The 22,073-nt window shown below is 70.3% G+C and carries 20 protein-coding genes and 1 tRNA gene; 7 read left to right on the top strand and 14 right to left on the bottom strand.

Annotated elements, in window-relative coordinates; all coding sequences use genetic code 11:
- Positions 1–48: 48 nt before the first annotated feature.
- Genes ACFV3I_RS16850 through ACFV3I_RS16830 form a run of 5 tightly spaced genes read right to left on the bottom strand, consistent with a single transcriptional unit; the run spans position 49 to position 2,853 of the window.
- A complete protein-coding gene (locus ACFV3I_RS16850) occupies positions 49–378 on the bottom strand; it encodes an Rv3654c family TadE-like protein (RefSeq protein WP_136032176.1) in 330 nt (109 codons plus the stop codon).
- Positions 378–719 carry a TadE family type IV pilus minor pilin gene (locus ACFV3I_RS16845; protein WP_378823711.1) on the bottom strand — a complete coding sequence of 114 codons (342 nt, stop codon included), beginning with the start codon at positions 717–719 and terminating at the stop codon, positions 378–380. The genes ACFV3I_RS16850 and ACFV3I_RS16845 overlap by 1 nt, the downstream gene beginning before the upstream one ends.
- Complete coding sequence (locus ACFV3I_RS16840; protein WP_136032173.1) at positions 716–913, bottom strand: DUF4244 domain-containing protein; 198 nt, start codon at positions 911–913, stop codon at positions 716–718. The genes ACFV3I_RS16845 and ACFV3I_RS16840 overlap by 4 nt, the downstream gene beginning before the upstream one ends.
- Positions 914–952: 39 nt before the next feature.
- On the bottom strand, positions 953–1,852 hold the full coding sequence (locus tag ACFV3I_RS16835; protein WP_378823709.1) for a type II secretion system F family protein: 900 nt from the start codon (positions 1,850–1,852) through the stop codon (positions 953–955).
- Complete coding sequence (locus ACFV3I_RS16830; RefSeq protein WP_247637610.1) at positions 1,846–2,853, bottom strand: TadA family conjugal transfer-associated ATPase; 1,008 nt, start codon at positions 2,851–2,853, stop codon at positions 1,846–1,848. Before ACFV3I_RS16830 ends, ACFV3I_RS16835 begins: the two co-directional genes overlap by 7 nt.
- Before the next feature lie 417 nt (positions 2,854–3,270).
- Between ACFV3I_RS16830 and acs the strand changes: the two genes are divergently transcribed.
- Positions 3,271–5,238 carry an acetate--CoA ligase gene (gene acs, locus ACFV3I_RS16825; RefSeq protein WP_136032166.1) on the top strand — a complete coding sequence of 656 codons (1,968 nt, stop codon included), beginning with the start codon at positions 3,271–3,273 and terminating at the stop codon, positions 5,236–5,238.
- A 53-nt stretch (positions 5,239–5,291) separates the two neighbouring features.
- On the opposite strand, the gene ACFV3I_RS16820 is transcribed toward acs, so the two are convergent.
- Together ACFV3I_RS16820 and ACFV3I_RS16815 are read right to left on the bottom strand one after the other, a co-directional pair.
- Positions 5,292–5,750 carry a RidA family protein gene (locus ACFV3I_RS16820; RefSeq protein ID WP_136036890.1) on the bottom strand — a complete coding sequence of 153 codons (459 nt, stop codon included), beginning with the start codon at positions 5,748–5,750 and terminating at the stop codon, positions 5,292–5,294.
- The gene (locus tag ACFV3I_RS16815; protein WP_136032162.1) at positions 5,747–5,971 is read right to left on the bottom strand and encodes a hypothetical protein; all 225 of its coding nucleotides are present in this window, start codon (positions 5,969–5,971) and stop codon (positions 5,747–5,749) included. The genes ACFV3I_RS16820 and ACFV3I_RS16815 overlap by 4 nt, the downstream gene beginning before the upstream one ends.
- Before the next feature lie 87 nt (positions 5,972–6,058).
- Here ACFV3I_RS16815 and ACFV3I_RS16810 point away from each other — a divergent pair, with 87 nt between their 5' ends.
- The 6 genes from ACFV3I_RS16810 to ACFV3I_RS16785 all read left to right on the top strand — a co-directional run bounded on the left by ACFV3I_RS16810 (position 6,059) and on the right by ACFV3I_RS16785 (position 11,899).
- Positions 6,059–8,632: a transglycosylase domain-containing protein gene (locus ACFV3I_RS16810; RefSeq protein WP_240744587.1), complete on the top strand. Its 2,574-nt coding sequence runs from the start codon at positions 6,059–6,061 to the stop codon at positions 8,630–8,632.
- The gene (locus ACFV3I_RS16805) at positions 8,623–9,564 is read left to right on the top strand and encodes a metallophosphoesterase (protein ID WP_378823706.1); all 942 of its coding nucleotides are present in this window, start codon (positions 8,623–8,625) and stop codon (positions 9,562–9,564) included. Before ACFV3I_RS16810 ends, ACFV3I_RS16805 begins: the two co-directional genes overlap by 10 nt.
- A gap of 56 nt (positions 9,565–9,620) precedes the next feature.
- A tRNA-Pro gene (locus tag ACFV3I_RS16800) sits at positions 9,621–9,697 on the top strand.
- A gap of 67 nt (positions 9,698–9,764) precedes the next feature.
- Complete coding sequence (locus tag ACFV3I_RS16795) at positions 9,765–10,241, top strand: VanZ family protein (protein WP_136032158.1); 477 nt, start codon at positions 9,765–9,767, stop codon at positions 10,239–10,241.
- Positions 10,238–11,005, top strand: coding sequence for an HAD-IIB family hydrolase (locus ACFV3I_RS16790; RefSeq protein WP_247637612.1), 768 nt, complete (start codon positions 10,238–10,240; stop codon positions 11,003–11,005). The genes ACFV3I_RS16795 and ACFV3I_RS16790 overlap by 4 nt, the downstream gene beginning before the upstream one ends.
- A gap of 51 nt (positions 11,006–11,056) precedes the next feature.
- Positions 11,057–11,899 carry a DUF1295 domain-containing protein gene (locus tag ACFV3I_RS16785; protein WP_378823705.1) on the top strand — a complete coding sequence of 281 codons (843 nt, stop codon included), beginning with the start codon at positions 11,057–11,059 and terminating at the stop codon, positions 11,897–11,899.
- Between the two features lie 20 nt (positions 11,900–11,919).
- Here the strand turns inward: ACFV3I_RS16785 and ACFV3I_RS16780 are convergent, their stop codons facing one another.
- The 7 genes from ACFV3I_RS16780 to ACFV3I_RS16750 all read right to left on the bottom strand — a co-directional run bounded on the left by ACFV3I_RS16780 (position 11,920) and on the right by ACFV3I_RS16750 (position 22,045).
- Entirely contained in the window at positions 11,920–13,179 is a 1,260-nt protein-coding gene (locus tag ACFV3I_RS16780) for an alpha-hydroxy acid oxidase (RefSeq protein WP_136045430.1), read from the bottom strand.
- A gap of 10 nt (positions 13,180–13,189) precedes the next feature.
- Positions 13,190–13,915, bottom strand: a complete 726-nt coding sequence (locus ACFV3I_RS16775; protein ID WP_378823702.1) for a FadR/GntR family transcriptional regulator — start codon at positions 13,913–13,915, stop codon at positions 13,190–13,192.
- A gap of 98 nt (positions 13,916–14,013) precedes the next feature.
- Positions 14,014–14,667 carry a thymidine kinase gene (locus ACFV3I_RS16770; RefSeq protein ID WP_136032149.1) on the bottom strand — a complete coding sequence of 218 codons (654 nt, stop codon included), beginning with the start codon at positions 14,665–14,667 and terminating at the stop codon, positions 14,014–14,016.
- 9 nt (positions 14,668–14,676) lie between these two features.
- Complete coding sequence (gene mqo / locus ACFV3I_RS16765) at positions 14,677–16,107, bottom strand: malate dehydrogenase (quinone) (protein WP_240745413.1); 1,431 nt, start codon at positions 16,105–16,107, stop codon at positions 14,677–14,679.
- Between the two features lie 153 nt (positions 16,108–16,260).
- Positions 16,261–19,188: a fibrinogen-like YCDxxxxGGGW domain-containing protein gene (locus ACFV3I_RS16760; protein ID WP_378823700.1), complete on the bottom strand. Its 2,928-nt coding sequence runs from the start codon at positions 19,186–19,188 to the stop codon at positions 16,261–16,263.
- Positions 19,189–19,508: 320 nt separating this feature from the next.
- Positions 19,509–20,579 carry an aspartate-semialdehyde dehydrogenase gene (locus ACFV3I_RS16755; protein ID WP_378823698.1) on the bottom strand — a complete coding sequence of 357 codons (1,071 nt, stop codon included), beginning with the start codon at positions 20,577–20,579 and terminating at the stop codon, positions 19,509–19,511.
- A 179-nt stretch (positions 20,580–20,758) separates the two neighbouring features.
- Positions 20,759–22,045, bottom strand: a complete 1,287-nt coding sequence (locus ACFV3I_RS16750; protein ID WP_136032141.1) for an aspartate kinase — start codon at positions 22,043–22,045, stop codon at positions 20,759–20,761.
- Positions 22,046–22,073 lie beyond the last annotated feature (28 nt).

Below are 22,073 nucleotides of genomic sequence, written 5' to 3'. Positions count from 1 at the left end.
CACACCGCTGTGCGGGGTACTTCACAGCGAGCGAGGGTCGCGCGGCCGTCACGGTTCCTCGGGTTGCCCGGCACGGGCGCGGGAGACGGCTGCGAGTCCAGCGTACGCCGCCGACACCGTCACGGTCGCCACGTCCCCGGCCAGCGAACACGCGATCAGGCGTGCCCCTCCGGCCTGGGCGACGTGCGCGGCCAGGTCGCACGGCGTGCGAGCCGTGGGAATCGCACCGCTGCGCGCATCGGCGGCGGCGAGCGCCGCGGCGTCCGCTGCGTCCGCTGCACGCTGCGCGGTCACGGCCGCCCCGCCGACGGCGGCGAGCCCGACGGAGAGCGTCGCGCCGACGACGAGCACGCCGGCGGCCAGCACCGTCCCCGCCATCACCGACCCCCGTCGAGAGCGCAGCTCGCGGCGCGTAGCGGGAGGCTCATCAGCGGTCCCACGGTGAGGTCGAGCGTCGCCGTCGCACAGACGAGATCGTCGACGGCGGCGAACGTCACCCTGGCGTCGGGAAGCGCCCGCCGCACCACAGCCGCGGCCGCGGCGTCGCCCTCGCCCCGCCCCAGCAGACGGGCGGCGTCCGCCGTCGCATCTTGGAGCGCGACCTGTCGTGACGATGCGGCGAGCGCCCCGACGCCGAGAAGAAGCACGAGCACGACGGCCGGCAGGGCGAGCGCCAGTTCCGCCGCCACCGCGCCGCGCTCGCCCAGCGGCCTGCTCATGACACCGTGAGCGCACGCCGCACGAGATCGGTGAGGATGCCGCGCACCTCGTCCGACCTCATGATGACGACGAGCAATCCTGCGAACGCGACCGCGGCCATGGTGGTGATGGCGTACTCGGCCGTCGCCGCTCCCGTGTCGTCGCCGAACAGGGCGGCCGCACGACGGCGGTCGAGTCGGGGAATGGTGTTCATATTCTTCCTTCTTCCTCTTTATTTGGTGGTTCGAGCGACTCACGCAGGAATGGACGTGGAGGCGAGCACGCTGAGCATCAGCGGAGCCACCCCCAGCAGGAGGAACGCCGGCAGAGTGCAGACGCCGAGCGGCACGAGGAGTCGCGTCGAGAGCACTGCCGCGCGGAGGCGCCCCTGCACGCGCGCTGCATGTCGGTCCTGCGCCGCGGAGGCACGCAGCAGCTCGACGGCGGGAACGCCCGCCGTCCGGGACAGCTCCAGTACCCGGCGCACGCTCTCCTCCCCTCCCTGGTCCACGACCGCCGCATCTGCCACGAGCCGGAGTGCACGGTCGATCGGGGCGCCCCCGCGAAGGGCGACCGCGACGAGCTCGGCGGCGATCCCCGGCGTCCCCGACGCGGGCTGCGCACGGCGGAGCAGCCGTCGCGTCCACACGCGAGCCGCTCCGACCAGCAGCAGCCCGGCGACGGCGCAGGTCGCCCCGGCGGGTGTGCCGAGGAGCACCCCGATCGTGTCGAAGCCGAGGCCGACGCCGAGGAGCAGTCCCGCGAGGGGCATCCACAGCAGCAGTCGCGCCGTTCCGGCGGGCTCGGCCAGCGCGACGCGGACATCGTCGGCGGCGGCGGCCGCGTCGCGCAATGACCCGGCGATCGTGCGGAGGACCTCCGCGAGGGGCGCGCCCACGACGGTGGCGATCTCCCAGGCCGCGGCGAGCTCCCGCCAGCGACCGCCGGCCGCATCGATCGCAGTGACGAGCGGTGTTCCGTCGTCGACGCGCGCGAGGACCGCGATCGCATTCGGGTCGCCCGTCCCGGCGAGATGGCGCCACGCCACGAGCGGCGCTGCACCTGCCTGCAGCAGCACGGCCAGCGTCTGCACGGAGTGCGCCAGGTCGACCTCGTGCGCGGACTGCATCGCGCGACGCCTCCTGTTCACCATGGTCGGACCTCCTCGATGCCCAGCCGATCGCTCTCCAGCACGAGTCGCCCGACGTGGGCGATGCGCCGCGTTCCGTCGGACCCCCGGTGCAGGTGGAGGACGACGGTGAACGCGCTCACGGCCTGACGAGCGAGCGCCACGGGGTCCATTCCGGCAAGCGCGCCGAGCGCCTCGAGCCGCGCGGGCACGTCCGCGACACCGCTCGCGTGCATCGTGCCGGCGCCACCATCGTGGCCGGTGTTGAGGGCGGTGAGGAGTTCCCGTACCTCCTCGCCGCGGCACTCTCCGACCACCAGCCGATCGGGGCGCATGCGCAACGACTCGCGGACGAGCCGGGCGAGTCCGATGCCGCCCGCGCCCTCGAGGTTCGCCTGACGCACCTCGAGGGCGACGTGGTGCGGGTGCCGTGGCCGCAGCTCCGCCACGTCTTCGATCGTCACGATGCGCTCACCCGGCGGTACCGACGACAGCAGCGCCGACAGCAGCGTCGTCTTTCCCGTACCCGTCCCGCCCGTGATCAAGAGGTTCGCCCGTTCCGCGACGAGCTTGTCGAGCCAGACGTGCTGCTGCGCATCGATCGTGCCCAGTGCGGCGAGGGCGTCGAGGTCGGCCGCATGGACCCGCGGGATCCGGATGGACAGCGCCGTGCCGGTCGTGGAGACAGGGGCGAGCACGGCGTGCACCCGCACGCCCGAGCCGAGGCGCACGTCGACGCACGGCGCCTGGTCGTCGAGGTGCCGGCCGCCGAGCGCGACGAGCGCGACCGCGAGGTCGCGTACCTCCCGCTCGGTCGCTCGCCACGACGGAACGGGCTGCGCGCCGCTGCCGCGGTCGAGGAAGAGTCCGTCTGCCCCGTTGACGAAGACGTCGGTGACGGTGTCGTCCACATGGGGGGCCAGCGGCGCGAATGCGGGTTCCGCGAGGAGCACGGCATGGGGAGGGGCGGTAGCCGCATCCCCCGCTGCCGCGTCTTTCGACCGGATGACGAATCGTTCAGGCATGCGGCGAGAGTAGGCACGGCGGGCGAGGCGTGCCGCCGCAGGGCGACTCCGGCATCGGCGTCTGTGCACAAGGCCTCGGCCCGGCTGCCCGTGGAGAACTCGGGGCCGCGGGTCGACAACGGAGAGGACCCGGGCAGAGGGAGCGCTCCCAAAGAGATGGGCGGCATCTCACGGGGGGAATGAGATGCCGCCCACGGCGCCGCGCGATCGGGGGAATCGGGCGCGCCAAGGCCGGAATGAGATTTCGGCTGTCGTCGAGTGTACGCAAGGCGACCGTCCTGACAAAACCGGCGCCACTACCGACTTTCGGCAGTACTCGAGGGCGTGGCACGCCGATAGATTCGCCCTGACCTGGTCGCGCCTCCCCCCGTGCGACCACGCCTGCATGACCCGTATGCCGCAAAGGAGCGCCTGCCGATGAGCAGCCAGATCGACCACCTTCTCGACGAGACCCGGAGATTCCCGCCATCGGAGGAGTTCGCGGCGCAGTCCGTCGCGTCACAGGAACTGTACGAGCGCGCCGCGGCGGATCGGGAAGGCTTCTGGGCCGAGCAGTCGCGCGATCTCATCCACTGGCACACGCCGTTCACCCAGGTCCTCGACTGGAACAACCCGCCCTTCGCCAAGTGGTTCGACGACGGCGAGCTCAACGTCGCCTACAACTGCCTGGACCGTCATGTCGAGGCCGGCAACGGCGACCGCGTCGCCCTGCACTGGGAGGGCGAGCCCGGCGACAGTCGTCGCATCACGTACGCCGAGCTGACCGAGGAGGTCAAGCGCGTCGCGAACGTGCTGGAGGGACTCGGCGTCGGTCATGGCGATCGCGTCGCCATCTACCTGCCGATGATCCCCGAGGCGATCGCCGCGATGCTCGCGGTCGCACGTGTCGGCGCCATCCACTCCGTCGTGTTCGGCGGATTCAGTGCCGACAGCCTCCGCTCCCGCATCGACGACGCCGGAGCCAAGCTCGTCATCACGGCCGACGGCGGCTACCGCAAGGGCCGCGTCTCGGCGCTCAAGCCCGCCGTGGACCAGGCTCTGGCCGACCGCGGCGACGGCGAGCAGCAGACCGTCGAGCACGTCCTCGTCGTTCGTCGTGGCGAGAACGAGGTGGACTGGACGGACGGGCGCGACATCTGGTGGCACGACGTCGTCCCGGCGGCCTCCGCCGAGCACACGGCTCAGGCCTTCCCCGCCGAGAACCCGCTCTTCATCCTCTACACCTCCGGCACCACGGGGAAGCCGAAGGGCATCCTGCACACCTCCGGTGGCTACCTCACGCAGGCCGCGTACTCCCACAAGTACGTGTTCGACCTCAAGCCCGAGACCGACGTGTACTGGTGCACCGCCGACATCGGGTGGATCACGGGCCACAGCTATGTGACGTACGGCCCGCTGGCCAACGGTGCCACCCAGGTGCTGTACGAAGGCACGCCCGACACGCCGCACCCCGGACGCTGGTGGGAGATCATCGAGAAGTACAAGGTCTCCATCTTCTACACGGCCCCGACCGCGATCCGGTCGTTCATGAAGGTCGGCCGCAGCGTCCCGCAGAAGTTCGACCTGTCGTCGCTGCGAGTGCTCGGATCGGTCGGCGAACCCATCAACCCCGAGGCGTGGATGTGGTACCGCGAGGTCATCGGCGCGGGCAAGACCCCGATCGTCGACACGTGGTGGCAGACCGAGACGGGCGCCATCATGGTGTCGGCGCTCCCCGGCGTCACCGCCACGAAGCCCGGCTCGGCGCAGGTCCCCCTCCCCGGGATCACCCTCGACGTGGTGGACGAGCAGGGCGTCGAGGTCGGCAACGGCAACGGCGGACTGCTCGTGATCACCGAGCCGTGGCCGAGCATGCTGCGCGGCATCTGGGGCGACCCGGAACGCTTCCGCGAGACGTACTGGGAGAAGTTCGAGAAGCAGGGCTACTACTTCGCGGGTGACGGTGCACGGCTCGACGAGGACGGCGACCTCTGGCTGCTCGGCCGCGTCGACGACGTCATGAACGTGTCGGGCCACCGGCTGTCGACGGCGGAGATCGAGTCCTCGCTCGTGGCGCACGAGGCCACCGCGGAGGCCGCGGTGGTCGGGGCGTCCGACGAGACCACGGGCCAGGCGGTGGTGGCGTTCGTCATCATCAAGGAGAGCTATCTCGCCGCCCACGACCCGGCGGGGCTCGCGCAGCAGCTCCGGCTCTGGGTCGGCGAACAGATCGGTGCCATCGCGCGCCCTCGAGACGTGTACATCGTCGGGGAGCTGCCCAAGACCCGCTCGGGCAAGATCATGCGGCGTCTGCTGCGCGATGTGGCCGAGGGCCGCGAGGTCGGCGACACGACGACCCTGGCCGACACCGCGGTCATGAGCATCATCTCCGCGCAGGTGAAGTAGCCCGCAGACGACGAACGCCCCCTCCCGCGGGAGGGGGCGTTCGCGTGTCGGGGTCAGGCGAGGCGGAACGTCACCTCGACCTCGACCGGGCTGCCGAGCGGGAGCTCGGCGACGCCGACGGCCGCGCGCGCGTGACGGCCCTCGTCACCGAAGATCTCACCGAGCACCTCGCTCGCGCCGTTGATGACGCCGGGCTGGCCGGTGAAGCCCTCGGCTGAACCGACGAAGCCGCCCACCCGCACGACACCGGCGATGCGGTCGACCCCGCCCGCGACGTCGGCGGCCGCGGCCAGCGCGTTGAGGGCACACGTCCGCGCGAAGGCCTTGGCGTCCTCCGCGGAGACCTCGGCGCCGACCTTGCCCACCGCGGGCAGGGCGCCGTCGACGAACGGGAGCTGGCCGGATGTGTAGATGAGCCCGCCGTGGGCGACCGCCGGGACATAGGCGGCGACGGGAGCGGCGACGGCGGGGAGCTCGATGCCGAGCTCGGCGAGGCGCGTGGAGACGCTCATGCCTGACCCCCCTCGAACTGACGCGCGGCTTCGGCGGCGGCGGCGAGGCCCGCGTTCGCGGAGCCGTCGGTGGTCACCGGGCGCTTGAAGTACGCCACGAGGCCGCCTTCCGGTCCCTGCACCACCTGGACGAGCTCCCAGCCCTGCTTGCCCCAGTTGTTGAGGATCGCGGCGGTGTTGTGGATCAGCAGCGGCGTGGTCAGGTACTCCCACGTGGTCATGGCTCTCCTGTCGGTCGGGACGCGAACAGGCCGAGCGGGCGTGTTCGTCAGAGGGTGCATTCAGGGAACTCCCCTACGATCAAGCGTATGCCCCACAAGAATCGCACGGTGAAGGGCGTGCTCGGCGGTCTCGTCGGGCTCGTCGGACTGAGCGCCGTCGCCGGTCTGCTCGTCACCGCCAGCGTCACCCCCGTCCTCGCGATGACGGGAGTCGCCGGCACCACGGCACTGACGCTCTTCGACAAGCTCCCCGAGAACCTCAGCCCCGGCACGCCGATGGAGCAGTCGACGATCTACGCCACCCAGCCCGACGGCACGCCGGTCGCCCTCGCGTCGTTCTATGAGCAGAACCGCGTCCCCGTCACGTACGAGCAGATCAGCCCGGTGCTCTACGACGCGATCCTCTCCAGTGAGGACAAGAGCTTCTACAGCCACGGCGGAGTGAATCTGGGCGCCACCATGAAGGCGCTGATCGACAACGTCCGCGGCACATCCAGCCGCGGTGCCTCGACCATCAGCCAGCAGTTCGTGAAGAACGTGCTGATCCAGCAGTGCGAGCAGGACGTGGACACCACGTCGGACACGTACTCCGAGGAACTCCAGCAGTGCTGGCTGGACGCGACGAACGCGGTCGGCAGCAAGGGCATCGAGCGCAAGCTGCAGGAGATGCGCTACGCGATCCAGATCGAGAAGGACTTCTCGAAGAACGACATCCTGCTGGGCTACCTGAACATCGCGAACTTCGGTGGCACGGTCTACGGCATCGAGGCCGCCGCCCGGTACTACTTCTCCACGACGGCGATGAACCTGACGGTCGCGCAGGCCGCGACGCTCGCCGGCATCGTGCAGAACCCCAACACGTACCGGATCGACAAGCCGGTGGAGGGCACGTACACCGACGATGCGCAGGTCGGACACAACAACGCCGCCGACGGCTACGCGGACACCCTCAAGCGCCGCGACTACGTGCTCTACCGCATGCTCGACGACGGCAAGATCACCCAGGCCCAGTACGACGAGGCGAAGGCCTCGCCGATCGTTCCTGCGATCAACCCGCCGACGCAGGGCTGTGCGGCTGCCGGCACGAACGCCTACTTCTGCCAGTACGTGCGCTCGATCGTCCTGAACGACGAGGCGTTCGGCGCCACGCCGCAGGAGCGGCGTGACCTGCTGCGCCGCGGCGGTCTGAAGATCTTCACGTCGCTGGACTACCGCATCCAGAACCCGGCGGCGCAGGAGATGGCCGACATCGTCCCGGCCAACTACGACGGCATGCACTTCGGTGCCGCGGGTGTGTCCATCGAGGTGGGCACCGGCCGGATCCTCTCGATGACCCAGAACACGATGTTCACCGAGACCCCGACCACCGATCCCGCCTACACCTCTCTCGTGTTCGCGGGCGACCGCAAGCACGGAGACTCCAACGGCTTCCAGGTTGGCTCGACCTACAAGCTGTTCACGCTGATCGACTGGCTCGAGAAGGGTCATTCGGTGCGCGAGACCCTGAACGGCCGCGTGCAGACCAACATGAAGTTCACCGCGGCCTCGTGCGGTGGGGGCACCATGGTCGCGAACACCAAGGAGATCGGCAACTTCGGCGGCGGCGGCGGCTCGACCGACACCGTGCTGAACTTCACGAAGAACTCGCTCAACAGCGGGTACTTCGCGATGGCCTCCAAGCTCGACCTCTGCGACATCAACAAGGTGGCCGACCGCCTGGGCGTCACGCTGGCCAACGGCGGCAAGACCACCGATGAGAACGTGCCGTACGACGTGCTCGGCGCGAAGAACATCTCGCCCATCGCGATGGCCAACGCCTACGCCACGGTCGCGAGCGGCGGCACCTACTGCACGCCGCGGGCGATCGACCGCGTGATCGGTCCGGACGGCAAGGACCGTGAGCTGCCCGCGTCGTCGTGCACTCCCGGCGTGATCTCTCCCGAGGTCGCAGCCACGGCCGCCTACGCGCTGCAAACCGTCATGGGCGGCGGCGGCACCGGCTCGCGGGCGAACCCGGGCGACGGCACCCCGCTGATCGGCAAGACCGGAACGCACAACACGTGGTCGACCATGATGATCGAGTCGAGCACGAAGGTCGCGACGGCCGTGTGGGCGGGACGCTGGCAGGGCCAGGAGAACATCTACCGGAAGAGCTACGGTCGCTGGAATCTCAACGACATGCGCTACCCGCTGGCCCGCGCCGCGCAGGCGGCCGCGAACGAGGCCTACGGCGGCGACCGCTTCCCCCAGCCGGACAACAACCTGATCCGTCAGGAGCTCAAGGCCGTTCCGAGCGTGGTCGGCATGTCGCAGGATCAGGCGCGCTCGACCCTCGAGAACGCGGGCTTCCAGGTGGCGATCGGCGGAGAGGTGGACAGCGACCTCGCGGCCGGCCTCGTCGCGGCACAGGACCCGACGGGCGAGGCTGCGACGGCTGCCACCGTGACCCTCTCGATCAGCAACGGCCGTGGTGCCGTGGTGCCGTCGAACATCGTCGGAATGTCGCGAGACCAGGCGGACGCCGCACTCAAGGCGGCTCGAGTCGCGTCCTACGAGTTCGACAATTCGTGCAACCCGCCGGGGTCTGCGGTCGCGGTGACCAATCCGGCACCGGGCACTCCTGTCAACAGCAGCACCACCGTGGTCGTGACGTGCCAGTAGGTTCGTCGCGCTCGGCTCATCCGGCCCTCATCGCGCTCGGCGCGGTGGGGGCCGTGGGCGCCGCCGCCGCGGTGTGGGGCGTGGGCATCGAACGTTACCTCTTCACCGTGCGCGAGGTGTCCGCCTCGGCGTTCGCCCCCGGCACCCCACCCCTGCGCATCCTGCACGTGTCCGATGCGCACATGGCCCCGTGGCAGCACCGCAAGCAGGACTGGCTCGCGTCGCTCGCGCAGCTGCGGCCCGACCTGATCGTGAACACCGGCGACAACCTGGGTCATGAGCGCGGACTCGAGGGGATCCGCCGCGCGTTCGCCCCGTTCGCCGGCATCCCCGGGGTCTTCGTGCACGGCTCGAACGACGTGAACGGCCCCGCGCCGCGCAATCCGCTGCGCTACTTCTCCGGCCCCTCGCGGCGCCACCGCGAGCCGACCGTGCTCGACACGGAGTCGATGGACCGCTTCTTCACGGACGAGCTCGGCTGGACCGACCTCAACAATCGCGCGGCGCGACTGACCCTGCGCGGCACCGCCGTCGACCTGTTCGGCGTGGACGACGCACACCGCGACTGGGACCGCCTCGACGCGCTCCCCTCGGCCATCGAGGGCCTGGGCCCGCGCGAGCCCGGAACAGCGGTGCTGGGCGTCGCGCACGCGCCGTATCAGCGCGTGCTCAACGGTTTCGTCGACCTCGGCGCCGACGCCATCCTCGGCGGTCACACGCACGGCGGGCAGGTCTGCCTCCCCGGCTACGGCGCGCTCGTGGCGAACTGCGACATCCCGCTGAAGCAGGCCAAGGGACTCAGCACCTGGACGCACGACGGCCGCAGCGTCCCGCTGAACGTGAGCGCCGGCTGCGGGCACTCGATCTACGCGCCCGTGCGTTTCGCGTGCCGCCCGGAGGCGACGCTGCTCACGCTGATCCCCCACTCGTGATCACCGCCCCGATTGGGCGCTCAGGGGATTTCCCTGTAGACTCGGAGGGTTGCAAACGGGGTGTGGCGCAGCTTGGTAGCGCGCTTCGTTCGGGACGAAGAGGTCGCAGGTTCAAATCCTGTCACCCCGACCAGTGACACCGGAAGGCCGCCCGCACGGGCGGCCTTCTCTGTATCGGAGAGCGTGCGAAAGGGGACCGCATGGGGACGCTCCTGCCTCCGCCGCGTCGCGCCACCCGCATCTGGGCGCTCGCCCTCGGCGTCCCGTTCCTCGCGGGGCTCGCCCTGCTCACGCTCACGCCGTCCCGGGTCGAGCATGCGGTCCCGAATCTGCTCGACGTGATCGTGTCGCTCACCCACCGGCTCGGCTGGACCGCACTGACGTTCACGCGGCTGGAAGTTCTGTCGAACATCGCGGTCTTCGTGCCCCTCGGCGTCCTCGCGTTCCTGCTCCTCCCCCGCCGTGTGTGGCCGCTGTCGCTGCTGGTCGGACCGGCACTTTCTCTCGCGATCGAGACCGCGCAGCACCTCGCCCTGCCCCACCGCGATGCGACGATGAACGACGTGCTGGCCAACTCCACCGGGGCCACCCTGGGCGTGGCCCTCGCCCTCCTGTGCACGCTGCTCGCAGCTCCACGCTCTTCACGGCTGCGACCTCCTAGGCTGGAGGCATCATGACCTCGCCCGCACTCGTCGCCTTCGACCTCGATGACACCCTCGCCCCCTCCAAGGGCCCGATCGACCCGCGGATCTCCGGCCTCCTGCGCGAACTTCTCCGCAGCGTCGACGTCGCCATCATCTCCGGGGGCAACGAGCCGCAGTTCCGCACGCAGGTGATCGCCCAGCTCGCCGATGCCGACGCCGCAGCTCTCGCCCGGCTGCACCTGCTGCCGACCTGCGGCACCCGCTACCTGCGCCACGACGGCGCCGACTTCGCGCCGGTGTACGCGCACGACCTGAGCGACGACGAGAAGGCGTCTGCTCTCACGGCCCTCCGCGAGGAGGCGGAGCGGCTCGGCCTGTGGGAGACCGACCCCTGGGGCGACATCATGGAGGACCGCGGCTCGCAGATCACGTTCTCCGCGCTCGGGCAGCGGGCTCCGCGGGAGGCCAAGCACGCGTGGGATCCGTCCGGCAGCAAGCGCGCGGCCCTGCGCGACGCGGTCGCCGCCCGACTCCCCGGGCTCGAGGTGCGCTCGGGGGGCTCCACCTCGATCGACATCACCCGCGCCGGGATCGACAAGGCGTTCGGCATGAGGCAGCTCTCCGCGCACACGGGCATCCCGTTGGACGCGATGCTGTTCTACGGCGACCGGCTCGACGAGGGCGGCAACGACTACCCGGTCCTGGCGATCGGGGTCCCGTCGATCGCCGTCGAGGGCTGGGAGGACACCGCCACCCGCCTCGAAGCCCTGCTGCCCACCCTCACGTCGCGCGTCTGAGGCGGCGGCCGGTGCCGGATACCCGGCCTGGCTTGGCTCTAGCATGGCGTCATGGATGCCCTGCAGATCGTCGTCCTCGTCGCAGCGCTGGCCAGCCTCGTGTGCTGGATCCTGTCGCTGATCACCCGTGACACGTCGTGGGTCGACCGCGCGTGGTCGATCGTCCCCGTCGTCTATGTCTGGATCTTCGTGGCCGGCGCCTTCACCGCCGACGTCGGATCAGCGCGCATCGTGCTGATGGGGATCCTGGTGACGGCCTGGGGCGCGCGGCTCACGTTCAACTTCGCCCGCAAGGGCGGCTACACCGGCATGGAGGACTACCGCTGGGCGATCCTGCGGAAGCGGATGCGCCCGTGGCAGTTCCAGGTGTTCAACCTGCTGTTCATCATCGGGTACCAGATGACCCTGCTCGTGTTGATCACCCTTCCGGCATGGCTGGCCGCCCAGCACCCCACCGCGTTGACCGGGTGGGACGCGTTGTTCACGATCGCGTTCCTCGGGTTCCTGGTCGGCGAGACGGTCGCCGACCAGCAGCAGTGGAACTTCCACCAGCGCAAGAAGCAGGCTGGCGGTGACCTCGCGCCCGGCTTCGCGACGACCGGGCTGTTCCGCTACAGCCGACACCCCAACTTCTTCTTCGAACAGGCGCAGTGGTGGGCGTTCTACGCGCTGGGCGCGACCGCGGCCGCCACCGCGGGGGCCGGGGTGCTCGGGGGCGTGCTGAACCCCACGATCGTCGGCGCCGCGCTCCTGACGGTGCTGTTCCTCGGCTCGACGATCTTCACGGAGTCGATCACCGCGTCGAAGTATCCCGCATACGCCGACTACCGGCAGACCACGTCGATGCTCGTGCCGTGGCCACCGCGGCGCCGCGCCGTGGCCCCGCAGTCGTAGCGGAACCCGGCACGGCGACGTCAGCGGACGACGGCCTCCGCGGCGTCGCGCGCGACGGGCACCAGACGCGTCAGCTGCGTGACGTGGGCCGGCTCGAGCTCCGCCAGCGACGCGACGCCGAGGAGACGCATGGTCCGCTCGATCTCACTGCGCAGGATCGCGATCGTCCGGTCGACGCCCTGGCGGCCGCCCGCCATCAGGCCGTAGAGGTACGCGCGGCCGATCAGCGTGAAGTCCGCCCCGAGCGCGACCGAGGCCACGATGTCGGCGCCGTTCATGATGCCGGTGTCGATCATGACGGTGAAGTCGTCGCCCACGGCCCGGCGCACCTGGGGCAGCAGGTGGAACGGGATCGGCGCGCGGTCGAGCTGACGACCGCCGTGGTTCGACAGCACGATGCCGTCGACACCGGCGTCGCGCAGTCGCACGGAGTCCTCGACGTTCTGCACGCCCTTGATCACGATGCGACCGGGCCAGATGTCACGGATCACCGCGAGATCGTCATAGCTGATCGTGGGGTCCATCGCGGCGTCGAGCAGCTCGCCGACCGTGCCGCCGGTGGAGCTCAGCGACGCGAACTCCAGCTTGGGCGTGGTCAGGAAGTCGAACCACCACCAGGGCCGCGGGATCGCGTTGATGATCGTGCCGAGCGTGAGCTGCGGCGGGATGCTGAAGCCGTTGCGCTTGTCGCGCAGCCGGGCACCGGCGACCGGGGTGTCCACCGTGAACTGCAGCGTGTCGAAGCCCGCGGCGGCGGCACGGCGTGCCAGCTCATACGAGATCTCGCGGTCGCGCATGACGTAGAGCTGGAACCAGTTGCGGCCGTGCGGGTTCGCGGCCTTGACCCCCTCGATCGAGGTCGTGCCGAGCGTGGACAGCGTGAACGGGATGCCCGCCGCGGCCGCGGCCCCGGCACCGGCGACCTCCCCCTCGGTCTGCATGAGCCGCGTGAACCCGGTCGGAGCGATGCCGAACGGCAGCGCGGACGGCCCACCGAGGATCTCGACCGTCGTGTCGACATCCGGCGCGGGCTTGAGGATGCCGGGGTGGAACTCCACGTCCTGGAACGCCTGGCGGGCGCGGCTCAGCGACAGCTCGCCCTCCGCCGCGCCATCGGTGTAGTCGAACGCCGCCTTGGGCGTGCGGCGCTTCGCGATCGTACGGAGGTCGTCGATCGTGAGAGCCGCGTCGAGCCGGCGCTTGCGGCCGTCGAGCTCGGGCTTCTTGAACTTCATGAGCTCCAACAGCTCGGCGGGGTTGGGGAGCTGGCGCTGGACCATGGCGTGCCTCTCAGTCGTGGGGGTGGATGTCGCGGGTGAGCCCCGCGGACGTGTAGTAGCCGGTGATGTGGGCGCGGACCAGCGTGCGGGCGGCCTCCGCATCGCCCGCGTCGATCGCGGCGACGAGGGCGTGGTGTTCGGCGCGCAGCCGTGTCGCCATCGTGTCCCAGTCGGGGATCGCGGCGGCTCCGGCGCGCACATACGACTCGATCGACGACCGCAGCCCCGCCATCATCGCGGCGATGACCGTGTTGCCACTGCCCTCGGCGAGCGACAGGTGCAGCTGGGCGTCTAGGGCGAGGAACTCGGACGGGGTCAAGCCCGCGGCGTCCATCGCGTGCAGCAGCTCGTGGGCCTTCGCGGTGTCGCCGCCGCCTCCGGACGCCAGGGCCGCGACGACCGCGTCCTCCAGCACCAGGCGGGTGCGCACCACATCGTCGAGCGGGAAGCCCTGCGCCGCGACCTGCAGCCGCAGCAGCGCGGACATGCCCCCGGTCGGCGTCGCGATCACGATCGCTCCCGCCTGCGGGCCCGATCCGGTCGCGGTGCGGATGAGGCCGAGCACCTCGAGCACGCGGAAGGCTTCGCGCACGCTGGAGCGTCCGACACCCAGGTCGCTCGCCAGGTCGCGCTCCGACGGCAGCCGGTCACCGGGGCCGAGGCGTCCGTCGAGGAGGTCGCGCTCGATGTGCTCGAGCACGAGTCGCCATGCTCGCGCCGGCTGCTCCTCCGCCATCTCGCCTCCTGTGGTCTGACCACAGCGTACCCCGTGTGGTCAGACCACGCAAAGCCGCCCGCCTCGCGAGGAGACGGGCGGCAGCGAGAGCGATCAGGTCACCCCAGGCGCCCGCCCGACTCCTCCAGGTAGCAGGTGCCGCACAGCGACTCGTAGGTGGTGAGCTCGGGCGACGCGGAGCCGTCCGCGCCCTCGTCGATCGCGACCTGATCTCCGTCGAACACGAAGCGTCCGCCGACGACGCGGCCGTTGAACACCGCCTTGCGCCCGCAGCGGCAGATGGTCTTGAGCTCCTCCAGCGAGTGCGCGATCGCCAGCAGCCGCGCGGAGCCGGGGAACGCGTGGGTGAGGAAGTCGTTGCGGATGCCGTAGGCCATCACGGGGATGCCGTCTTCCACCGCGACCCGGAACAGGTCGTCGATCTGGGAGGCCGTGAGGAACTGCGCCTCGTCTACCAGCAGGCACGCCACGTCGATCGGGGCCGTCGGCAGCAGCTCCTCCTCGGTCGAGCGCCGCATGCGCGTACGATGCTCCGCGAACAGCGCCCGCGCGTCGTCCTCCGGCCCGATCAGGAAGTCCACCTGCCGCGTGACGCCGAGGCGGCTCTCGATCTCCGCCGCGCCCTTGGTGTCGATAGCGGGCTTGGCGAGCAGCACGTGCTGGCCCCGCTCCTCATAGTTGTAGGCAGCCTGCAGCAGGGCGGTCGACTTGCCCGAGTTCATCGCGCCGTAGCGGAAGTAGAGCTTCGCCACGGTCCGGTCTCAGGCGTTGATGCCGAGGGCGGCGGCGGTCGCCGCCGTGGACTCCTCCGCGAGCGCCGGATCGGCGTTGAGCTTCTGGCCGAAGGTCGGGATCAGCTCGCGCAGCCGCGGCTCCCACGCGGGGAACTCGCCCGGGAAGCACTTCTTGAGCAGATCGAGCATGATCGGCACGGCCGTGGAAGCCCCCGGAGAGGCGCCGAGCAGCCCCGCGATCGAGCCGTCGCCGGCGGCGACCACCTCGGTACCGAACTGCAGCACGCCGCCCTTCTTCGCATCCTTCTTCATGACCTGCGCGCGCTGACCGGCGTTGATGAGCGTCCAGTCCTCGTCCTTCGCGGTGGGCATGAACGTGCGCAGGCTGTCGACCTTCTTGCGGTGGTTCTTCATCAGCTCGCTGATCAGGTAGGTGATCAGATCGGGGTTCGCGAACGCCACCCGCAGCATCGGCCACAGGTTGTGCGCGCGCACCTGCGTCACGATGTCGAGCATGGAGCCGTTCTTGAGGAACTTCGGGCTGAAGGTCGCGAACGGGCCGAACATCAGCGACGCCTCGCCGTCGACCACGCGGGTGTCGAGGTGCGGCACCGACATCGGCGGCGCACCGACGGACGCCTGCGAGTACACCTTCGCCTTGTGCTGAGCGACGATCTTCGGGTTCGTGGTCTTGAGGAACTGCCCACCGATCGGGAAGACGCCGTAGCCCTTGATCTCCGGGATGCCCGACCGCTGGAGCAGCTTGAGCGCCCAGCCGCCCGCCCCGACGAACACGAACTTCGCCTTGATCTGGTTGGGCGTGCGCCCCACCGTGGTGCGGTAGTTGAGGAGCCAGGTGCCGTCCTTCTGGCGCTTGAGAGACTTCACCTCGTGGTTCGTGCGCACCGAGACGCCGGACTCGCGGAGGTGATCGAACAGCTGGTGCGTCAGGGCGCCGAAGTCGACGTCGGTGCCCGCGGGGACCCGGGTGGCGGCGAAGGGCTCGCCCTTGCGTCGCTTCTGCATCAGCAGCGGCGCCCAGGTGTTGATGACGCGGGAGTCCTCGCTGTACTCGATGCCCGCGAACAGCGGCTGCTCCTTGAGCACCTCGTAGCGGTTCCTGAGGTACGCCACGTCTTTCTCGCCGCGCACGAACGTCATGTGCGGGGTCGCGTTGATGAACGTCGACGGCGCGTCCAGCACACCCTTCTCGACGAGCGACGACCAGAACTGCCGGCTCTGCTGGAACTGCTCGTTGATCGACACGGCCTTCGCGGGGTCGAGCGGAGCATCGCCCTGCTGCGGCATGTAGTTGAGCTCGCAGAGCGCGGCGTGCCCGGTGCCCGCGTTGTTCCAGGGATTGGAGCTCTCCTGCGCCACGTCGGACAGCCGCTCGAAGGCGACGATCTTCCACTCCGGCTGCAGCTCGTGCAGCAGAGTACCCAGGGTGGCGCTCATGATGCCACCACCGATCAGCACGACATCGACGTTTTCAGTCACCCGACCAGTCTAGGGCGTGGCTCGGGGCCGATCGTCCGCCGGGCGACCCCGCTCGGGCACGCCGGAGCCCGCTCCCCCGTGCGGCGGGAGCGGGCTCGGCGTCGTCCGTTCTCAGTTGCGCAGAGCGGTGTACGTCAGGTCGAAGCTCATGTTGGCACTGCCCGGATTGTTCTCGTGCACCTCCGCCGACATGACGTTGACGCCCGGCCGGAGCAGCGACACCGGCACCGTGAAGGACACGCGACCGGCCGCCGCCTTGCCGGGTGCCACCGAGGACGACGCGAACGTCGTCTGGCGGAGGGTCGCATCGGCCGGAAGATTCGACCGCCCGATCTCCACGCCGTTGAGGTAGACGGCCACCCCGTCATCCGCGATCACCGACACGGTTCCGTCGTGCAGACCCGTCAGGTCGTCGACCGTGAAGGCGGTCCGGAAATGCGCGCTCTGCGGTTTGACCGCGAGGTCGTCCGGGTCGATGTCCGTCGCCGCACCGGCGACCCCGCGCGCCAGCACCGCGGGGCCCGTGTGCCAGGCGGACGCGTCGAACTCCACCGTGTTCCAGTCCGCGGGGAGCGGATCGGCGGAGTACCGCCACGACCACGTCGCACCGTTGGCGATGAACGTGTCCGTCGACGGCTGCCCGGGCTGCACGGCTGCGTCCGGGGTGACGGCCTCGTCGGGCGCGACCGGAGCGGGAGCGGGGGCCGGAGCAGCGGCGTCGGCAGCCGCGGCGACACCCGCCGTGGTCGCGGAGCGGTTGCCCGCCGCATCCCGCGCCCGGACGTAGTACGTCGCAGCCTCCGACGACGCCGGCGCCGTGTAGCTCGCCGCCGTCGTCGACGCGATCACGCGGTTGCCGCGCAGCACCTCGTAGGTGACCGAGCTCGAATCCGAGATGCGGTTCCACGTCAACGTCGTCGCCCCGCCGGCCGGGGTGACCGTGAGGCCCGTCGGCACAGCGGGGGCGACGGAGTCCCTCGGAGCGAACCGCACGAAACCACCGGACCATTGCCGGGAACCACCCGCACGGACCGAGCGGGTGATGTCGCCACCCGCCCACAGCACACCCGTGCTGTCGAAGAACGAGGCCCAGGCGCCGTGCCCCTCGCGCGCCTGAAGATCGGGCGCGAACTCGTAGACGTGTCGACCCGTCACCGCGTCCCAGACGCCGATCAACGACATGTCGTCGATCTCCGAGGCAGTCGTCGGCGTCTCCGGGTTCGTGTAGGCGTCTTCATACACCCAATCACCGCAGTGACACCCGGCGGCGATGAGGGTCGAGTCCGCGTTCTGGGCGATCGTCTGGAAGTCGCCGCCCTTCAGCGTGACGTTTCCACTGATCAGGCGGAAGTCGGTGCGGTCGTAGGAGAACAGGGAGTGCTGGGATCCGCCGAGCCACAGTCGACCGCCCGTCTCGGTCACCGCGTTCTGATAGACCCACCCCGTGGGGTTCCCCGCGGCGTCGTACATCGGCCTGCTGAACGTCGGCGTCCAGTGCGGCGTGACACCGGCGGCACCCGCCGTGGTCTGCAGGGCCGCAGCGCTGGTGGTCGTGATCGCCCCCTGCATCGTGAAGTAGCCGGCGAAGTACGCACGATCGCCGGCCGCCGACGCGTCCACGGACATGCTCGTGCCATTGAGGTTGGCATTCCAGGCCGTGTCCGGGCGTCCGGTCGTGAGGTCGATCCGGCCCCCGTCCCACGCGCTCGCGCTGACGGTCGACGAGGCCGCCCGAAGGTGGGTGAACGAACCGGCGACATACAGGTAGTCCCCCTGCACGTCGAAGTCCCGCACGTACGGCACCGCCCCCGCCGCCCGATGCTCGGCGACGACCTGCGGACCGGACAGCTGCCCGGTCGCCGGGTCGAGGAAGGCGATCGCGGCCTGAGGAACGCCGTTCACCGTCGAGAACTGGCCGCCGATGGCGACCCGCCCGTCGGGAAGACCGGCGATCGCCTTCACCTGCCCGTTCAGGACGGGCCGGAACGACGAGACCCACGCGCCCGTGCCGAGGGCGAACGCGGCGAGATAGGGCTGCGCCACCTGACCGGCGCCCGCCTCCGACTGCTGGACCGTGGCGAAGTTCCCGCCGACGAACACGTTGCCGCCCGCCTCGCCGAAGGACGCCACCTCGGTGTTCGCCTCCCCGGACAGCCCGTTGGCGAGCCCGGCGACACCCCACGTCGTGGTCATGGCGTTGCTGTTGGGAATCGCGGACTGCGTGATGGCCGGAGCACCCTGGGACCCGATCGTGCCGTAGTCGAGGTCTCTGGTCATGAGCTTCGGCTGAAGGAACACCTGGGCGAAGGGGCGCGCCTTGCCCCTCGTGCCCGCCGGAGCCCACAGGTACGACGACGGGTCTTCACTCCCCGACACCTGCGCCCCGAACGACCAGCCGTTGCGGAAGCGGTACGGCAGATCGCCCTCCTCGAAGCGGACGCGCTTGGTGCCGGTGTCGACGCCGAACACGGCCGACGTCCCGCCGCTGCCGGTGGTCTTCGACCGCTCCCCCGGGTTCTTGAAGGAGAACGACGTGAGAACGTGCCCGCCGCCCATCGTCCACACCCAGCGGTCGCGGTTGGCGAAGGAGAAGCGCACCTCCTGCCACGCCGAACCCGCCGTGTCGAGCGCGCGACGGACACGCACGCCCTCCTGCAGCGCGTCGACGCGACCGCCGTCGAGCAACCCGTCGATCGTCTTCGACGACAGCTGCGCGGGCGCGAACGCCGCAGTGCCCGCCGGGGTGTCGCGGATCTGCTCGGGTGTTCCCACACCGTTGTAGCCCTCCTTCCACCCCTCGCGGCCGCGGCCGATGAGCACCCATCCCCCTCCGCCGGTGGTCTGATCGCAATAGAACTGCTGTGGCGCCACGAGCCGCGGAGTCACCAGCCAGTACACGCCGTCCGGCGCGGTCGGATCGTTCTGCTTCACCTCCCAGCACGACGCCGCGGCCGTCTCCTGCGTCAGGCCATCGGGAGCCGCCGCCGCAGACGCCGGCGCACCCCCGACCACCAGCGAGCCCGCGATGGTCGCCGTCACCGCGGCCGCCGTCGCCAGGGCACGACGGAATCGTGCCCCCCGTGATCTCCGATCGAGACCCATTCGTCCTACCCCCAGAATCCACGCCCCTCCGCGCGCACGCGCCGCGGCGCCTGCGCCCCCGCGGAGGGACGACCAGGAGCCGCCCCGATCGGGACGGCCCGGCTAGGAGGTCTCCGTCGGGACCCGCGGATGCGCGGAGCGGCGACCTCGGCCGGCTAACACGTTACCTGCCGAGCGGTTCGATCCTTGAGCATGCCGATATGCGATGACGGTCAGGTCCCGCTGTCCCCGTGGGCGGGACGGTCCCGCGCCCCGGGTCAGCGCACGGGGGCCAGGCGCTCCGCGAGCACCTCGGCGATCTGCACCGCGTTCAGCGCGGCTCCCTTGCGGAGGTTGTCGTTGCTGAGGAACAGCACGAGCCCCTTGCCCTCCGGCGCGGACTGGTCGGCGCGGATGCGACCGACGAAACTCGGGTCCTTGCCGGCGGCCTGCAGGGGCGTCGGCACCTCATCGAGCACGACCCCGGGGGCCGCGCTCAGGACCTCGCGCGCGCGCTCGGGCGTGATGTCCCGCGCGAACTCGACGTTGATCGAGAGGGAGTGACCCGTGAACACCGGCACCCGCACGCACGTCCCCGCCACGCGCAGACCCGGGAGCTCGAGGATCTTGCGGCTCTCGTTGCGGAGCTTCTTCTCCTCGTCGGTCTCGTTGTCACCGTCGTCGACGAGGTTGCCCGCGAACGGGATGACGTCGAACGCGATCGGTGCCACGTACTTCTCGGGCTCCGGGAAGTCGACGGCAGAACCGTCGTGCACCAGCTCCAGGGTGTTGCCCTGAGCCAGCACGCCCTCGACCTGGCCCAGCAGCTCCTGGGCGCCGGCGAGACCGGAGCCGGAGACCGCCTGATACGTCGAGACGATGAGCCGTTCGAGCCCGGCCTCGGCGTCGAGCGCCTTGAGCACCGGCATGGCCGCCATCGTGGTGCAGTTCGGGTTGGCGATGATGCCCTTCGGACGGGCGTCGATCGCGTGCGGGTTGACCTCGCTCACCACGAGCGGGACCTCGGGGTCCATCCGCCACGCGCTCGAGTTGTCGACCACGACCGCGCCCGCCTCGGCGAACCGCGGCGCGTAGGCACGGCTCGCGGTCGCGCCGGCGGAGAACAGGGCGATGTCGATGCCCGCGGGGTCCGCCGTCTCCACGTCTTCCACGATCACGGTCGCGCCGCCGAACTCGATCACGGTGCCCGCGGATCGCGACGACGAGAACAGGCGCAGCTCGCGGATCGGGAACGACCGCTCCGCGAGAATCTCGCGCATCACGGTGCCCACCTGGCCGGTGGCGCCGACGATGGCGACGGAGAGTCCTGAATCGGAGATGCGGGTCATGAGGTTCCTTGGCTTCGTGCGGTACGGCGTACGAGGCTTCGGGCGCGGCGACGGGATGCGGAGGCCACGCCTGGCGCCGGTGTCAGGGTTTCGGTGAGTCTACCGTGCCGACAGCGGCCGACCGCCCGCGTGACGGCGCCGTGACGACGTCGGCAGGATCCGGGCGGCCGATGGCAGGATCAGCGACCGGTGCCCGCGTGGACCGTCGCCTCGGCCTCGCCGTCCAGCCCGTAGGCGGTGTGCACGGTGCGGGCCGCCTCGGCCAGGTCGTCGGCGCGCAGGACCACCGAGATGCGGATCTCCGACGTGGAGATCATCTCGATGTTGATGCCGCCCTCCGACAGCGCCTCGAACAGCGTCGCCGACACACCCGAGTGCGTGCGCATGCCCGCACCGACGACCGAGAGCTTGCCGATCTGGTCGTCGTGCACCAGGTTCAGGAAGCCGACCTCGGCCTGCTCACCCGCGAGGGCCTTCAGGGCTGCGGTGGCATCGGCCTTCGGCACCGTGAACGAGATGTCGGTGCGTCCGGTGGACGCGGCCGACACGTTCTGCACGATCATGTCGACGTTCGCGCCCGACTTCGCGACGATCTTGAAGATGTCGGCGGCCTTGCCAGGAACGTCGGGCACGCCCGCGACCGTGATCTTGGCCTGGCTGAAGTCCGTGGCGACTCCGGCGACGATGGGCTCTTCCATGGCTGCTCCCTCGGCTTCGCGAGGGTTCTTCATGCCCTCGCCCAGAACGTACGTGCCCTCGGCCGACGAGAAGGTCGACCGGGCGTGGATCAGGACGCCGTGACGGCGTGCGTACTCGACCGCGCGGATGTAGAGCACCTTCGCACCGTTCGCCGCGAGCTCGAGCATCTCCTCGCTCGACACGTGGTCGAGCTTCTGCGCCCTCGGGATCACCCGCGGGTCCGCGGTGAAGATGCCGTCGACGTCGCTGTAGATCTCGCAGACGTCGGCGTCGAGCGCTGCCGCCAGGGCCACGGCCGTGGTGTCGGAGCCGCCACGGCCGAGGGTGGTGATGTCGCGGGTGTCGCGGTTGAAGCCCTGGAACCCGGCGACGATCACGATCGCACCCTCGTCGAGCGCCTCACGGAGCCGCACCGGCGTGACGTCGACGATGCGCGCGGCGCCGTGCTGCGAGTCCGTGATCATCCCGGCCTGGCTGCCCGTGAAGGACCGCGCCTCGAAGCCCATCGAGTGGATCGCCATCGCCAGCAGCGCCATCGAGATGCGCTCACCGCTGGACAGCAGCATGTCGAGCTCGCGCGGTGCCGGGATCGGCGCCACCTCGTTGGCGAGGTCGAGCAGCTCGTCGGTCGTGTCGCCCATCGCGCTGACCGCGACCACCACGTCGTGGCCCGCACGACGGGTGTCGACGATGCGCTTGGCGACGCGCTTGATGCTCTCTGCGTTCGCGACGGACGAGCCGCCGTACTTCTGCACGATGAGGGCCACGTTCACTCCCGGGGATGACGGGCGGATC

The organism is Microbacterium sp. NPDC059771, assembly GCF_042732495.1.
GTDB lineage: Bacteria > Actinomycetota > Actinomycetes > Actinomycetales > Microbacteriaceae > Microbacterium > Microbacterium sufflavum.
Note: the sequence above shows the minus strand (reverse complement) of the source record. Positions and strands in the feature narration are given on the sequence as shown.

What these genes read in the sequence shown, in the direction of transcription:
- ACFV3I_RS16850 (WP_136032176.1), bottom strand. Translation starts at nt 378, where the DNA reads ATGGCGGGGACGGTGCTGGCCGCCGGCGTGCTCGTCGTCGGCGCGACG.
- ACFV3I_RS16845 (WP_378823711.1), bottom strand. Translation starts at nt 719, where the DNA reads ATGAGCAGGCCGCTGGGCGAGCGCGGCGCGGTGGCGGCGGAACTGGCG.
- ACFV3I_RS16840 (WP_136032173.1), bottom strand. Translation starts at nt 913, where the DNA reads ATGAACACCATTCCCCGACTCGACCGCCGTCGTGCGGCCGCCCTGTTC.
- ACFV3I_RS16835 (WP_378823709.1), bottom strand. Translation starts at nt 1,852, where the DNA reads ATGGTGAACAGGAGGCGTCGCGCGATGCAGTCCGCGCACGAGGTCGAC.
- ACFV3I_RS16830 (WP_247637610.1), bottom strand. Translation starts at nt 2,853, where the DNA reads ATGCCTGAACGATTCGTCATCCGGTCGAAAGACGCGGCAGCGGGGGAT.
- acs (WP_136032166.1), top strand. Translation starts at nt 3,271, where the DNA reads ATGAGCAGCCAGATCGACCACCTTCTCGACGAGACCCGGAGATTCCCG.
- ACFV3I_RS16820 (WP_136036890.1), bottom strand. Translation starts at nt 5,750, where the DNA reads ATGAGCGTCTCCACGCGCCTCGCCGAGCTCGGCATCGAGCTCCCCGCC.
- ACFV3I_RS16815 (WP_136032162.1), bottom strand. Translation starts at nt 5,971, where the DNA reads ATGACCACGTGGGAGTACCTGACCACGCCGCTGCTGATCCACAACACC.
- ACFV3I_RS16810 (WP_240744587.1), top strand. Translation starts at nt 6,059, where the DNA reads ATGCCCCACAAGAATCGCACGGTGAAGGGCGTGCTCGGCGGTCTCGTC.
- ACFV3I_RS16795 (WP_136032158.1), top strand. Translation starts at nt 9,765, where the DNA reads ATGGGGACGCTCCTGCCTCCGCCGCGTCGCGCCACCCGCATCTGGGCG.
- ACFV3I_RS16790 (WP_247637612.1), top strand. Translation starts at nt 10,238, where the DNA reads ATGACCTCGCCCGCACTCGTCGCCTTCGACCTCGATGACACCCTCGCC.
- ACFV3I_RS16785 (WP_378823705.1), top strand. Translation starts at nt 11,057, where the DNA reads ATGGATGCCCTGCAGATCGTCGTCCTCGTCGCAGCGCTGGCCAGCCTC.
- ACFV3I_RS16780 (WP_136045430.1), bottom strand. Translation starts at nt 13,179, where the DNA reads ATGGTCCAGCGCCAGCTCCCCAACCCCGCCGAGCTGTTGGAGCTCATG.
- ACFV3I_RS16775 (WP_378823702.1), bottom strand. Translation starts at nt 13,915, where the DNA reads ATGGCGGAGGAGCAGCCGGCGCGAGCATGGCGACTCGTGCTCGAGCAC.
- mqo (WP_240745413.1), bottom strand. Translation starts at nt 16,107, where the DNA reads ATGAGCGCCACCCTGGGTACTCTGCTGCACGAGCTGCAGCCGGAGTGG.
- ACFV3I_RS16755 (WP_378823698.1), bottom strand. Translation starts at nt 20,579, where the DNA reads ATGACCCGCATCTCCGATTCAGGACTCTCCGTCGCCATCGTCGGCGCC.